Raw genomic sequence first — 13675 nt, 5'->3', positions numbered from 1 at the left:
TCTCAGTAAACGAGACGCCACTCCGCCGGTTCGGCTTCAGCCAGCGCGTACCATTCCCGCAGCAGCGGATGGTCAAGCATCGTCCGTACCCAGGTCTTCACGACCGGATCGACAGCCAGTTCAAACGTGTGAATCCGGACGGCGATCGGCGCATACATGCAGTCCGCCACCGTCATCCGCTCCCCGAAGAGGAACGTCGTCGGCTCACCAGAGCGCAGAAGCGCGCCCTTGAGCGTGCGGCTCAGCAGCGCCACATCGGCCGCCAGCTCCTCGCTGATTTCCGGCAGAGAAGCCGGAATGCGCTCCACATCCATGGAGCAGTTCTGGCGGATCGGACGGAAACCGGCATGCATCTGCGCGCTGATGCTGCGGGCATGGGCCCGCACGATCCGGTCTTCCGGCCACAACGCGGGTGCAATTTCCGCGCAGTATTCGCAGATCGCCAGACTTTCCCAGACATCCGCACCATCATGCATCAGATACGGCACCATCCGGTTGGGCGAACGCGCATGGATTTCGGTCGTTTTGCCACCGCCCTTGAGCGGAATGACCTCTTCCGTCACATCCAGCCCTGCCAGGCGCACCGCCAGCCAGCCCCGCAGCGACCAGGACGAATACCGGCGCGATCCCAGAAGCAGCACACCCGCCATCAGGCGTCTCCCGCAGTAATGAAGCCACCGCCCAGAACGCGGCTTCCGTCATAGAGTACGCAGGCCTGACCCGGCGCCGGCATGGCGGCCTCGGTCAGTTCCACCAGCGCGCCACCATTCTCCAGCGGCTTCACGACAGCCTCGCGCAGCTTCTCCCGCGCCCGGATCTGCACGCCACAGCGCACGCCTTCCGCAGGTGCGTCGATCAGCCAGTTCATGTCCCGCAGACGCACGGTCCGGCGGCTGTCAGCTTCCGAAACCTGCACGCGCGGCCCGACCACAATGCGCCGCTTCGGCACATCAATGCGCGTCACCATCTGGCGCTCGCCGGTTGCAGTATGGATGTCACCCAGACGTTTGCTCTGCCCGACCGTGTAGCGCGCCACACCTTCATGACGGCCAAGCACACGGCCATCTTCGTCCACGATCTCACCCTCGCCACGGACTTCCGGACGCAGCTTCTCCACCAGTTCGACATAGGAACCACTGGGCACGAAGCAGATATCCTGACTGTCAGGCTTGGCCGCGATTTCCAGCCCCAGTTCCTGCGCGAGTGCGCGGACATGCGCCTTGTCTGGCATCTCGCCCAGCGGAAAGCGCAGATAGTCGAGCTGGTCTTTTGTCGTGGCGAACAGAAACCAGGTCTGGTCCCGTTCCGCATCGACCGGACGGTGCATTTCCGCACCCTCCGGCCCTTCGACCCGGCGGACGTAATGCCCGGTCGCCATGGCCTCGCAGCCCAGATCCCGCGCCATGCCCAGAAGGTCCGTGAATTTCACGCCCTGATTGCAGGCCACGCACGGAACAGGCGTTTCGCCGCGCGCATAGGCATCGGCAAAACTCTCAACCACGCTGTCACGGAACCGGCTTTCCGCATCAATCACGTAATGCGGAAAGCCCAGACGGTCCGCCACGGCGCGCGCATCCATGATGTCACGCCCCGCACAGCACGCGCCCGGCTTGGCAGCCTGTCCATGGTCGTAAAGCTGGAGCGTCGCGCCAATCACCTCGTGGCCCTGCCGTTTGAGCAGCGCGGCCACTACGGAACTGTCCACGCCTCCCGACATGGCAACGAGGATCCGCATGATGCTCAGCCCGCCTTCGGCAGACGAACGGTCAGGCCATCAAGCGCGTCCGTCATGACAATCTGGCAGCCCAGGCGGGACGTTTTTTCCAGACCGAACGCCAGATCGAGCATGTCTTCCTCGTCATCCGTCGGCGCGCTCAGCTTGGCAGCCCATTCCGGATCGACAACCACATGGCAGGTGGCGCAGGCCAGCGAACCTTCGCACGCACCTTCCAGGTCGATGTCGTGCTTGTGTGCGATTTCCAGCACCGACAGGCCGACAGGCGCGTCAACGTCACGACGGGTTCCATCGCGCTCGATAAAGGTCATCTTGGGCATAGTTCGTCCGCTTTTTCCGGTTTCAGTTGGGTTGGCACGCCCGGGCGGCTGCGATCAGAAGAGAGGCCGCACGGTCAATATCGGCCTTGGAGGTAGAGCGTCCGACCGACAGGCGCAAGCACCGGGACGCCTTCTCCGCAGAAAGTCCCATCGCCGTCAAGACATAGGACGGCGCAATCTCCGCCGCCGTACAGGCTGATCCGGTCGAAGCCGCGACATCCGGACAGGCTTCAAGAACATCCAGCGCCCGACATCCTTCCGGCAGACAGACATTCAATGCCCCTGCCAGACGCGGTGCCCCGGCGCCGTTCAGCACAATCCCCGGCAGGCCTTCGCGAAGCTGCGCCCACAGATCATCCCGCAGAAAGACCTGACGCGCCGCCTCATCCCCCATGGTCACAGCTGCCAGATCCGCAGCCTCTCCAAACCCCACAATCAGAGGCGTCGCCAGCGTTCCGGACCGAAGCCCCCGCTCCTGACCGCCCCCGGAAAACAGCGGCTCCAGCCGGACACGCGGCTTTCTCCGGACATAGAGCGCGCCGATCCCCTTGGGGCCGTACATCTTGTGAGCGGAGACGGAGGCCAGATCCACATCCCGCAGCGATACCGGCATCTTCCCCGCCATCTGCGCCAGATCGACATGCATCAGCGCCCCGCGCTCCTTCACGATCGCCGCAAGCTGCGGAATATCCTGCAACACGCCCGTCTCGTTATTCGCCGCCATGATGCTGACCAGCAGCGTTGGGACTTTCAGCGCCTCCCGCAGGGCTTCGGGATCAACCCGTCCCTCGCAGTCCACACCGAGCACGACCGCTTCAAAGCCCCCGCTTTTCAGATCACGCACCGATTCCAGAACGCATTTGTGCTCCGTCGCCACCGTGACAATCCGACGCCGCGGATCGCCCAGCCGCGCCAGATGACGCGCAGCCCCCTTGATGGCGAGGTTGTTCGCTTCCGTCGCACCGGACGTAAACACGATCTCCCGCGTCTCCACGCCCAGAAGCCGCACCACGCTCTCCCGGGCCCGCTCCAAGGCGTCCGCCGCCTTTCGCCCCGGCCCATGCGGACTGTGCGGATTTCCGAAATCCTCCCCGAACCAGGGCAGCATAGTTTTCACGACTGCCGGATCACACGGCGTTGTCGAAAGATAATCGAGATAGATCATACCCGCTGTCCCTTTGCCCGACTCATTTCCGCAAACGCCGCGCCATCGCCTCATAGGCCTCGCAGAACGCCTCGACCTGGGCCTCCTGCACATTCCAGGGCAGCGAGACGCGGATGGCCTGCGACGCGCCATCCGTCTCCCCCATCGCCCGCAGGACATGCGAGGACGACACCTTCCCTGACGAACAGGCCGACCCTGCAGAGACGCAGAATCCGGCCAGATCCAGCGCCATAAGCTGGATTTGAGCCGCCACCCCGTGCAGAATCAGACAGCTCGTATTCGGCAACCGCGCCACAGCCTCACTTGCAACCCGCGCGCCAACACTTTTCGCAGCTGCTTCGACCCGATTCCGAAGACGCTGCACCGGTGCCCAGTCCTGCGCACGCGCCGCATCGAACGCCGCCGCCATGCCCAGAATGGCTGGCAGGGCCTGTGTTCCGCCTCGGCGTCCCCGCTCCTGACCGCCACCAGCCATCAGCGCGTCCAAGGGCTCATCTTCCGCCAGCAGCAGCGCGCCCGCCCCTTTTGGCCCACCCATCTTGTGCCCGGACACCGCAACACTGCATCCGCCCAGCGTGAAAGGCACCCGTCCCGCGCTCTGCACGGCATCAACATGCAGATGCGCGCCCGAGTCGCGACAGACCGCCAGCACGTCCTCCAGCGGAGAAAGCACCCCCGTCTCGTTATTGGCGGACATCACGCAGACCAGCGCCGGACCAGTCTCCTGCAACCGCGCGCGCAGGTGTTCCACGTCCAGAATCCCGTCCCTGTTCACGGGCAGGATTTCAGCCTCCGGCGCAGCCTTGAGAATGGCGTCATGTTCCGTAGATCCAACGAAAATCCGGCGTTCCTGTCCGAAGGCATGGACCGCCATCGCATCGGCCTCCGTCGCCCCGGACGTGAACACGCAGGTGCCGGAAATCCGCCCGAAACCCGCTGCGACACGGCTGCGGGCATCCTCCAGAAACCGGCGTGCTTCCCGTCCCTCGGCATGCACCGAAGACGGATTTCCCGACAGCAGCATTCCGCCCACCGCTGCATCCCTCGCACAGGGGCGCAGGGGCTCGGTGGCGTTGGCATCAAGATAGGTCGTCCCGGGAAGGATCAGAGGCGCAGTCATCATGTTTTCCAGATTGAACAAACTGGCTGAAATCGCAACGCCGTGTCGATTTTGGTGGAAATCGGGTTTTGCGAATCGATATACAGTGCGTCACCGGACGGCAGAGTTCCAATCCTGCCTGACACAGTGTGAGACTATTCATGCCTGAAGTGATGTTCGCCGGCCCCGACGGCCGGCTTGAGGGTCGTTACCACCACTCCAGCGAACCCAACGCTCCGCTTGCCCTGGTGCTGCATCCCCATCCGCTCCACGGCGGCACCATGAACAACCGTATCACCTATACGATGTATCGCAGCTTCGAGAAGATGGGCTTCTCGGTGATGCGCTACAATTCGCGTGGCGTGGGCCGGTCCCAGGGTCGTTACGATGGCGGTATCGGCGAGATTTCCGATGCGGCTGCCGCCCTCGACTGGATGCAGATGGTCAATCCGAACTCCACGGAACTGTGGATCTCGGGCTATTCCTTCGGTGCCTTCGTGGGCATGCAGCTCCTGATGCGCCGCCCCGAAATCAGCGGCTGGATCAGCGTGGCCCCGCCGGCCAACGACTACGATTTCGGCTTTCTGGCCCCCTGTCCGTGCAGCGGCCTGATGATTGCCGGCGGCCGGGACGAAATGGCTCCGGAGCCGGGTATCCGCAAGCTGGTGGACAAGCTGAACACCCAGAAGAACGTGACCGTCGACTACCGCATCTTCGAAGACGCCGACCACATCTTCGCCAAGCAGGCCGACCGGGTTGCCGAAGCCCTCGAAGACCACGTGAACACGATGCGTGGCCGCAAGGCGCTGGCTCTGGCCGCAGACTGATCCGGGACATCCACCCCGTCAGACACTTCAAAAATGGCTCTCCCTTCCGGAGAGCCTTTTTTGATTCGGGCTGCACAATCCATTGCTCCGTCCAGACAAATATGTAACCGGATATTTCATGCAAGACCGAAACATTCTGCACTCCGCCGTCCCCTCGTCCCTGCCTGTGGAGGTCTCGCACCTCACCAAGAGCTTCGGGAGCTTCCGGGCGCTGGATGACGTCTCCTTCTCCATCGCGCAGGGCGAAACCGTAGCCCTTCTGGGGCGCAACGGGGCGGGCAAATCCACGCTGATCGGATGCCTCATGGGCTTCCTGCTCGCGGATGGCGGCAGCATCGACATTTTCGGTCACAGCATCGTGGCCCTGCCGCGCGAGATCCGGGCAAGAACGGGCTTCGTCCCCCAGACCATGACCGGTTTCGGCAGCTTCCGCGTCGCCCAGCTCATGGACTACATCGCCGCGTTCTACGGCGAACTTCCCCCGGTCGATCCGGCCCTGATCGCCTGGGCCGATCTCGATCCGAAAAAACAGGTGCGCGCGCTGTCGGGTGGCCAGAAACAGCGTCTGGCCATCGTGCTCGCCATGCGTCACAGCCCCGAATTCCTGGTTCTGGACGAACCCGTCGCCAGTCTGGACCCCCATGCCCGGCGCGACTTCATGAACCTGCTCGATACCTACACGCAGCGGACGGGTGCGAGCATCCTGATCTCGTCGCATATCCTGTCCGATCTCGAACGCCTGTGCTCGCGCCTGCTCTTCGTCCGGCAGGGACATGTCGTGCTCGACGTCCCGACCGAGACCTTCCGCGCCACCACGCGCTGGCTCGAACATCCCACGCCCAACCGGCTCCTCGCCGCCCTGCCCGCCGATATCCAGATCCTCGGCCAGCGTCCCGACGCCCTGCTGGTGCATGGCTGGACCGGAGACCTGATCCTCCCCGAAGGCACCCTGACGGTCATCCCGGATTTCGAAGACGCCTTCCTGGAAATCACGGCGCCCCGCACTTCCCCCCCTGACACCGACACCCCGGACGCCGCGGCATGAGGAGCTTCCTGCCCTCGGGCGCCCTGGAACGCAGCGACATGATCCGCGCCCTGCGGCTGTACGGAACGCGCGTTTTCCTCATCGGCAACCCGATGATCTTCACGGCGGTGATCTTCATCCTGCTGGCGGGTCTGACGGCCCATGAACTGCACACCGCTCTCCTGACCCAGAGTCTGGAAAAGGCGCTCAAACACGCCAATGTCTTCAACGCGGCCATCGCCGCGACCTTCGTGCAGAACTGCCTTCAGACCCATTCCGCCAACCAGATCGGCGCATCCCAGGCTCCCGCCATCCCCGGCCTGCTTCAGGCCGAGGCCCGCGCGGCGGCCCTGATGTCCATGCTGGCCATCCTCGCCCTCTCCGCGCTGCTCGCCTGGAGCGGCCTGCCCCTGCATGACACGCTGTTCTACACGCTTCTCAATACCGTGCCGGCCGTCATCCAGTGGTATGCCCCGCCGCAGCAGGCATCCCGCCGGGTCAGGAGCATCACGACGGTTATTGGCGTCGGCCTGCTGCTCGGCCTGATGCTCCTGACCTTCGCCACCGATTTTCCGCTCTGGGCCCTCACACGCCCCGCCATGCTGACCATCCCGACCGATCTCGCCATGATGGGAGTGCTGACGGCCGCCATCATGACGCTGCCAAACCGTCTGCATTCCCCGGCAATGATGGCCCCCACGGACGGCTTCACTGCCTCGACCCCGGATTTTGCACTTCCCGAAACGACGCCCCGTGTCGCCCCGCGGGATCTCAGCTTCTACCAGTTGCGGCAGATGCTCCTCGCTCCCGCGGTGCCGACCACTCTGCGCACCGATTTCCTGATCAGCCTGTTCATGCCCGCCTGCGCGGTCCTGATCATGGGAAGCCTGCCGCTCGGACACGGCAGTTTCGGCAACCGGATCGCGCATCTGACCCCCGGCATGACCATCCTGATCGCACTACAGGACGCCTGGATCAGCAACCGCAAACACTGGCCGCTGCTACTGGCCACAGGTCGCTTCGGCAGCCGACTGGACTTCGTACGAGCGGTTTTCACCGCCAAGGCCAACAGGGCTTTCATGACGGCCCCGCTGCGCACGCTGAGCCTCATGCTGCCGGTCACACTGTTCAAGCCGCTCGCGCCCTCACATGCCCTTCTGGACGGGGCAGAGCTTCTGGTCGCCACGCTCGGCGTAACATTCTGCTGCCCGCTCCCCTTCCTCATCAGCAGACAGCCTTCACAGGGTATCATCACTGCGGCAACCGTCGCCCCTGCCTTCGTGCTGCAATTCTGCAATCCGTTCATTCTGGGCACCCGCATTTTCGGGCCCGTCGCGCTGGCCTTCGCTGCCCTCGGAACACTCTGCTTCTTCGTCGTCCCGTCCCGCATGGCCCGCATCGACTGGCCTTACGAAACGGAATGAGCAACTCGGCCGCAATCGTGGCCGCTACCGGAGTTTCCGCTCCGGCGCCGGTCATGCTACGGTCCGCGTCCCCTCCTTCCCTGTAGCAGCGTAGACAAGACCGCCCCATGCCAAAGAGTCCGTTTCTCCTCGAAGCCCAAGCCCGCGGCCTGATCTTCCAGTGCACCGACCTCGACGCCCTCGACGAGACCATGCTGGCCGGACCGATCACCGCCTATGTGGGCTTCGACCCGACCGCGGACTCCCTGCATGTCGGCAATGCGCTCTCCATCATGATGCTCCGCCTGCTCCAGAAGCACGGCCATCGCCCGATCGCCCTGATGGGTGGCGGCACGGCCAAGATCGGTGACCCGTCCTTCCGCGACGAAGCCCGCTCCCTCATTACGAACGAGACGATCGCACACAACATCGCCGGGATCGAAAAATCCCTGCGCCAGTTCATCACCTTCAGCGATGAAGACCCGTCCAGCGGCGCCATCCTCGCCAACAATGCCGACTGGCTGGACAAGCTGTCCTACATCAACCTGCTTCAGGACATCGGCGCGCATTTCTCCATCAGCCGCATGCTGTCCTTCGACAGCGTGAAGCAGCGTCTGGAGCGCGAACAGGGCCTGACCTTCCTGGAGTTCAACTACTCCATCCTCCAGTCCTATGATTTCCGCGAACTGAACCGCCGCCACGGCGCCGTCCTTCAGATGGGCGGTTCGGACCAGTGGGGCAACATCGTCTCCGGCATCGACCTTGCTCGTCGCACGGACGGCAAGCAGATCTTCGGCCTGACCACCCCGCTCGTCACCACCTCGTCGGGTGCCAAGATGGGCAAATCCGCCAAGGGCGCGACCTGGGTGCGTCCGGAAAAGCTGCCGGCTTTCGAATACTGGCAGTTCTGGCGCAACACCGAGGACGCCGATGTCGGCCGCTTCCTCAAATTCTTCACGGATCTTCCCGTTGAGGAATGCGAGCGACTGGGTGCGCTCGAAGGCTCGGAAATCAACGACGCCAAGAAGATCCTCGCGACCGAAGCCACCGCCATCTGCCACGGCCGCGCCGCCGCCGAAGACGCCGCCGAAACCGCACGCCGCGTCTTCGAGCAGGGCGCCACCCAAGGAGGCGCTCAGGCCGCCTTGCCGGAAATCGACCTGCCCGCCAACCTGATCGCCGACGGCCTGCCCGCTTTCCGCATCTTTCAGGAAGCCGGACTGGCCTCCAGCGGCGGCGAGGCACGTCGCCTCATCCGTGGCGGCGGCGGCCGCGTCAATGACGTGGTGGTCTCGGATGAAAACCAGACCTTCACGCTCGACAACATGCGGGATGGCGTCCTGAAGGTTTCGTCCGGCAAAAAGAAGCACATCCTGCTGCGTCCGGTCTGATCCCCGGCATGACCGATGTCATCCGCAACACCTGACGCTGCACCCTGTTTTTCAGCGCGGGAACGGGCATCCTCATCGCGGGTGCCCCGCCAGAGACGGAACGCGGATGATGACGGAACGGAAAAACTGGCGTGATCTGCTGACGGATTGGGCGGGGCCGGTCTTCGCAGCCCCGCGACGACCAGAAAGTACAGTGCGGCCGCGACGTTCGGGAGAGTTCTTGACCTCGGGCACGCCCTCAACCACCCTTGCCTGATGGCCGCAGATTCCCTCTCCCGCCATCTGGCGGACCGCAAGACGCCATGGCCGCGCTTTAACCACTATCTGGTGGCCTATCTGAGCTATCTGCTGTTTTATCCGGTTCCCTGGCTGCTGGGCTATCACCGCCCCACTCTCTCAGGCGTGCTGTTTTCCGCAGCCGCCATGCTTGTCTTCCTGCTGGTCTATTTCGCGCCCTACCGGAAAGACCGTTATTACGGCTACGGCGAGATCATCCTGACCGACCTGATCGGCTATGCCTGCGTCTGGACGCATGGCGACTGGGAAGTCTACTGTATTTTCGCCGCCGGAATGTGTGCCCGCCTTCCCGGAAAGCGGCAGTCCATCACGATGGTCATCCTGCTACAGGTCGTCCTGATCATTTCCGGACACTTCCACCACAAGACCACGCTGGAAGTCATCCCCGGTGCTTTTTTCAGCATCATCACCTATATGGGCACGCTGATGCAGTGGCAGCTCGGCATCCGCAATTTCGAACTGCGCGAAGCCCAGAACGAGATCCGCACCCTCGCCACGACCGCCGAGCGCGAACGCATCGCCCGCGACCTGCATGATCTTCTGGGCCATTCCCTGACGGTCATTTCCGTGAAAGCCGAACTGGCCGACCGTCTGTTCACGTCCGACGCGCCCCGTGCGCGGCAGGAAGTCATGGAAATCAGCCAGATCGCCCGCACGTCCCTGCGCGAAGTCCGCGAAGCCGTCGCCGGCATGAACGGTGCGTCGCTTCAGCGCGAACTGGACCGTGCCCGCAAGGCCCTGCATACAGCAGGCATCACGCTGATCCTGCATGGCCCCGGACCAGTGACCGATCAGCCGCAGAACAGCGTGCTCGCCCTGGCCCTGCGCGAAGCCGTCACGAATGTCATCCGCCATTCCGACGCCCTGACCTGTACCCTGACTTTCCAGCAGAACGCGGAAGGCCATATCCACACCTTCACCCTCGAAGACGACGGCCCGCTCCAGGCCCCACAGCCGGCCCGCAGCCTCGTGGAAGGCAACGGCCTGCGCGGCATGCGCGCCCGGCTTGCCGCCTCGGGCGGTACGCTGACCGTCTCCCCCCATCCCCAGGGCTTCAAGCTGACTGCGACGACACTGCCATGATCCGCCTCATCCTCGCCGAAGACCAGACCATGCTCCTCGATGCCTTCGAGGCCCTGCTGCAACTCGAAGACGACATCAAGATCGTCGGCCGCGCGACTGACGGACGCGAAGCTCTCGATCTGATCCGGGAACACCGCCCTGATGTCGTCCTGACCGACATCGAAATGCCTCATGTCACAGGTATCGAACTGGCAGAAAAAATCCTTCACGAGGGTCTGCCCAGCCGCGTCATGATCGTGACGACCTTCGGTCGTTCCGGCTACCTGCGTCGCGCACTTCAGGCCGGCGTCCGGGGCTATATGCTCAAGGACGCGCCGATCACCCAACTCGCCGCCGCCATCCGCAAGGTGGCGGCGGGCGGACGCGCCATCGCGTCTGAACTGGCGGAAGCCGTCTGGGACGCCCTGCCCGACCCGCTGTCCGAACGCGAACGGGCCATGCTTCGCCTCGCCGAGGCCGGGCGCACCAACCGCGAAATTGCCGAGGAACTGTCCCTGTCCTCCGGCACGGTCCGCAACTATTTCTCGGAAATCGTGCAGAAACTGGGTGCCCGCAACCGTATCGAGGCCGGACGAATCGCCCGGGCGAATGGCTGGCTATAGTACAAACAGAAGATATAGTTCCCGGATAACGTACATACTGAAACGCTGGCTCACATTTGAAAAATATCCCAGCGTCGATCCTCAATGGATCATTTACGTCGTCGTTCAGAAAGTATCTCTCATCAGTTACGGCGTCCCGAGGGAAGTCTTGTGTACTCTGATGCCTGACAGGTTTATACTTCCTGCGGACATCATCAGGAGTGCCCCATGTCCCAGACGCCCTCACCCCATGAGATGATCCGCGTGAGAGGGGCGCGGGAGCATAATCTGGACAATGTGGACGTTGATCTGCCACGCGACCGGCTCGTCGTCGTCACTGGCGTTTCGGGGTCGGGCAAGTCCTCACTAGCCTTCGGGACGATCTATGCCGAAGCTCAGAGACGGTATCTTGATTCCGTCTCTCCGTATGCAAGACGTCTGTTCGACCAGATGCCTGTTCCGGTCGTGGCCTCCATCGACGGACTGCCACCCGCCGTCGCGCTCCAGCAGCAGCGCGGTGGGAGCAGCAGCCGCTCCAGTGTCGGCAGCCTGACGACACTCTCGAACCTGCTGCGGATGCTCTACTCGCGCGCGGGTACTTATCCGCCCGGCCTGTCACGACTGGAAGCGGAATCCTTTTCCCCCAACACACCCATGGGCGCCTGCCCGGAATGTCACGGACTGGGGCGTATCTATGACGTCACGGAAAAGACGCTCGTGCCCGACGACAGCCTGAGCATCCGGGACCGCGCCGTCGCGGCCTGGCCCACAGCCTGGCAGGGACAGAACTTCCGGGACATTCTCATCACCCGCGGTGTGGATGTGGAGTGTCCTTGGCGCGACCTGCCGAAAAAGACGCGGGACTGGATCCTCTTCACCGAGGAAACGCCGACCGAGCCCGTCTATCCCGGCCGCACCCACGCTCAGGTCATGGACGCCATCAAGCACGGCATCCCGGCCGACTACAACGGCACGTTCAGTGGTGCACGGCGCTACGTCCTGCACACCTTCACGCAGTCGCAGAGCGAGAAGATGCGCAAGCGCGCAGCCTCGTTCATGCTTTCCGCACCCTGCCCCGTGTGTCACGGGCAGCGCCTGAACCCCGATGCCCTGCGCGTAACATTCGACGGGCTGAACATCGCCGACTTCTCAAGTCGCACACTGGAAGACATCGCCGCCTCACTGCGCACATCCGCCAAAGCCCTTGCCGACGGAAAGGACGCCACAGCCATAGCCGCGCACGGCATGGTGGAAGCCATGATCGGGCGGATCGACGTGCTGCTGGATCTGGGGCTGGGCTATCTCCAGCTTGACCGCAGCGTGCAGACACTCTCGCCCGGCGAATACCAGCGTCTGCGGCTCGGCACGCAGATCCGCTCGAACCTGTTCGGCGTGGTCTATGTGCTGGACGAACCCAGCTCCGGCCTGCATCCCGCCGACACGCAGGCCCTTCTGCGGGCACTGGACGGACTGCGCGATGCAGGCAATTCGCTCATCGTCGTCGAGCATAACCCGGACGTGATCCGCCGCGCGGAATGGCTGGTGGATGTCGGCCCGGATGCCGGCGAACGGGGTGGCCGCGTCCTCTATAGCGGCCTGCCAGACGGACTGCGGGACGTGAAGGACTCCCGTACCCGCCCCTATCTGTTCGGTACGGTCCAGCCCCGCACGACACCGGTCCGCAAACCAACCGGCACGCTGGAACTGACCGACATCTGCTGGAACAATCTGGACCATCTGGCCCTGACACTCCCGCTCGGCGTACTGGTCTCGGTGACGGGCGTTTCAGGGGCCGGAAAGTCCAGTCTCGTCGGGCAGGCCCTCGTCTCCATCATGGCCCGCGCTCTGGGCCAGAAAGTGGACATCGACCCCGATGACGACAGCACGGATGATGCCCCGCCCCCCGAGCACCGCGAACCCAAGGGGAACGTCTCGGGTGGAACCGGCCCGATCAAACGCATGGTCATGATCGACCAGAAGCCGATCGGACGCACCCCGCGCTCCAACCCCGCCACCTATACCGGCCTGTTCGATACGATCCGCCGCCTGTTTGCCGAAACGCCCGACGCGAAGAAACGCCGTTTCGATGCCGGATGGTTTTCCTTCAACGTCGCCAAGGGACGATGCCCGCGCTGTGAGGGCGTGGGAACGGTCGATGTGGAACTCCTCTTCCTGCCCACCGTGCAGACGCCCTGTCCCGTCTGCCACGGCAGCCGCTACAAACCCGAAGTGCTGGACGTCCTGTGGAACGGGCACAGCATTGCGGACATACTGGGCCTGAGCATCGATGATGCCTGTGACGTCTTTGCGGATGTACCCGCTCTGGCGCGCGGCTTCGACACCCTGCGGCGTGGGGGGCTGGGCTATCTCCGGCTCGGACAGCCCGCCACCGAACTGTCAGGCGGCGAAGCGCAACGCATCAAACTCGCGACAGAGCTTCAGAAACAGCGCAGCGGCCATGTGCTCTATGTTCTGGACGAGCCCACCACCGGCCTGCACCCGGCTGACGTGGACCGCCTGATGCTTCAGCTTCAGGCCCTGGTCGATCAGGGCAACACGGTCGTTCTGGCCGAGCACGACATGCGCGTGGCAGCGGCCAGTGACTGGATCATTGATCTCGGCCACGGTGCAGGACGCAAGGGCGGCCGGATCGTGGCATCAGGAACGCCGGAGACCGTCGCGGCTTCGGAACACAGCGTCACAGCCCCGTTCCTCCGCCGCTATGTTGCCTCAGGTTCATCACCTTCAGC

The 13675-nt window shown here is 63.7% G+C and carries 12 protein-coding genes; 7 read left to right on the top strand and 5 right to left on the bottom strand.

Features of this window, described 5'->3' with window-relative positions; genetic code table 11:
• Positions 1–2: 2 nt before the first annotated feature.
• Genes GFJ39_RS12640 through GFJ39_RS12620 form a run of 5 tightly spaced genes read right to left on the bottom strand, consistent with a single transcriptional unit; the run spans position 3 to position 4343 of the window.
• Positions 3–650: a glutathione S-transferase family protein gene (locus tag GFJ39_RS12640; RefSeq protein WP_153431682.1), complete on the bottom strand. Its 648-nt coding sequence runs from the start codon at positions 648–650 to the stop codon at positions 3–5.
• Positions 650–1735: a tRNA 2-thiouridine(34) synthase MnmA gene (gene mnmA / locus GFJ39_RS12635; protein ID WP_153431680.1), complete on the bottom strand. Its 1086-nt coding sequence runs from the start codon at positions 1733–1735 to the stop codon at positions 650–652. Before mnmA ends, GFJ39_RS12640 begins: the two co-directional genes overlap by 1 nt.
• A 5-nt stretch (positions 1736–1740) precedes the next feature.
• Positions 1741–2055 (bottom strand): ferredoxin family 2Fe-2S iron-sulfur cluster binding protein, encoded by a 315-nt coding sequence (locus GFJ39_RS12630; RefSeq protein WP_011252912.1) that lies wholly within the window; start codon positions 2053–2055, stop codon positions 1741–1743.
• Positions 2056–2077: 22 nt separating this feature from the next.
• The gene (locus GFJ39_RS12625; protein ID WP_153431679.1) at positions 2078–3220 is read right to left on the bottom strand and encodes a cysteine desulfurase family protein; all 1143 of its coding nucleotides are present in this window, start codon (positions 3218–3220) and stop codon (positions 2078–2080) included.
• Between the two features lie 22 nt (positions 3221–3242).
• Positions 3243–4343, bottom strand: coding sequence for a cysteine desulfurase family protein (locus GFJ39_RS12620; RefSeq protein WP_228391948.1), 1101 nt, complete (start codon positions 4341–4343; stop codon positions 3243–3245).
• 137 nt (positions 4344–4480) lie between these two features.
• On the opposite strand from GFJ39_RS12620, the gene GFJ39_RS12610 reads away from it, so the two are divergent.
• From GFJ39_RS12610 to GFJ39_RS12580, 7 genes are all read left to right on the top strand, one after another.
• Positions 4481–5146 (top strand): alpha/beta hydrolase, encoded by a 666-nt coding sequence (locus GFJ39_RS12610; protein WP_011252909.1) that lies wholly within the window; start codon positions 4481–4483, stop codon positions 5144–5146.
• Positions 5147–5264: 118 nt separating this feature from the next.
• Complete coding sequence (locus tag GFJ39_RS12605; RefSeq protein ID WP_153431675.1) at positions 5265–6191, top strand: ABC transporter ATP-binding protein; 927 nt, start codon at positions 5265–5267, stop codon at positions 6189–6191.
• On the top strand, positions 6188–7594 hold the full coding sequence (locus tag GFJ39_RS12600; protein ID WP_153431673.1) for an ABC transporter permease: 1407 nt from the start codon (positions 6188–6190) through the stop codon (positions 7592–7594). The genes GFJ39_RS12605 and GFJ39_RS12600 overlap by 4 nt, the downstream gene beginning before the upstream one ends.
• Positions 7595–7701: 107 nt before the next feature.
• Positions 7702–8964: a tyrosine--tRNA ligase gene (gene tyrS / locus GFJ39_RS12595; RefSeq protein ID WP_153431671.1), complete on the top strand. Its 1263-nt coding sequence runs from the start codon at positions 7702–7704 to the stop codon at positions 8962–8964.
• A 255-nt stretch (positions 8965–9219) separates the two neighbouring features.
• Positions 9220–10344 carry a sensor histidine kinase gene (locus GFJ39_RS12590; protein WP_153431669.1) on the top strand — a complete coding sequence of 375 codons (1125 nt, stop codon included), beginning with the start codon at positions 9220–9222 and terminating at the stop codon, positions 10342–10344.
• Positions 10341–10946: a response regulator transcription factor gene (locus GFJ39_RS12585; RefSeq protein ID WP_153431667.1), complete on the top strand. Its 606-nt coding sequence runs from the start codon at positions 10341–10343 to the stop codon at positions 10944–10946. Before GFJ39_RS12590 ends, GFJ39_RS12585 begins: the two co-directional genes overlap by 4 nt.
• A gap of 207 nt (positions 10947–11153) precedes the next feature.
• Positions 11154–13675, top strand: a 2522-nt coding sequence (locus tag GFJ39_RS12580) for an excinuclease ABC subunit UvrA (protein WP_153431665.1), incomplete at its 3' end; no start/stop codon positions are given.

The organism is Gluconobacter aidae (genome assembly GCF_009547075.1).
Classification (GTDB): Bacteria; Pseudomonadota; Alphaproteobacteria; order Acetobacterales; family Acetobacteraceae; genus Gluconobacter; species Gluconobacter aidae.
The sequence above is the reverse complement of the archived record's forward strand: the minus strand, read 5'-3'. Positions and strand labels throughout refer to the sequence as shown.

Coding starts and splice junctions, on each gene's coding strand:
- GFJ39_RS12605 (WP_153431675.1), top strand. CDS start 5,265: ATGCAAGACCGAAACATTCTGCACTCCGCCGTCCCCTCGTCCCTGCCT.
- GFJ39_RS12630 (WP_011252912.1), bottom strand. CDS start 2,055: ATGCCCAAGATGACCTTTATCGAGCGCGATGGAACCCGTCGTGACGTT.
- GFJ39_RS12620 (WP_228391948.1), bottom strand. CDS start 4,343: ATGATGACTGCGCCTCTGATCCTTCCCGGGACGACCTATCTTGATGCC.
- GFJ39_RS12625 (WP_153431679.1), bottom strand. CDS start 3,220: ATGATCTATCTCGATTATCTTTCGACAACGCCGTGTGATCCGGCAGTC.
- GFJ39_RS12600 (WP_153431673.1), top strand. CDS start 6,188: ATGAGGAGCTTCCTGCCCTCGGGCGCCCTGGAACGCAGCGACATGATC.
- tyrS (WP_153431671.1), top strand. CDS start 7,702: ATGCCAAAGAGTCCGTTTCTCCTCGAAGCCCAAGCCCGCGGCCTGATC.
- GFJ39_RS12610 (WP_011252909.1), top strand. CDS start 4,481: ATGCCTGAAGTGATGTTCGCCGGCCCCGACGGCCGGCTTGAGGGTCGT.
- GFJ39_RS12640 (WP_153431682.1), bottom strand. CDS start 650: ATGGCGGGTGTGCTGCTTCTGGGATCGCGCCGGTATTCGTCCTGGTCG.
- GFJ39_RS12585 (WP_153431667.1), top strand. CDS start 10,341: ATGATCCGCCTCATCCTCGCCGAAGACCAGACCATGCTCCTCGATGCC.
- GFJ39_RS12590 (WP_153431669.1), top strand. CDS start 9,220: ATGGCCGCAGATTCCCTCTCCCGCCATCTGGCGGACCGCAAGACGCCA.
- mnmA (WP_153431680.1), bottom strand. CDS start 1,735: ATGCGGATCCTCGTTGCCATGTCGGGAGGCGTGGACAGTTCCGTAGTG.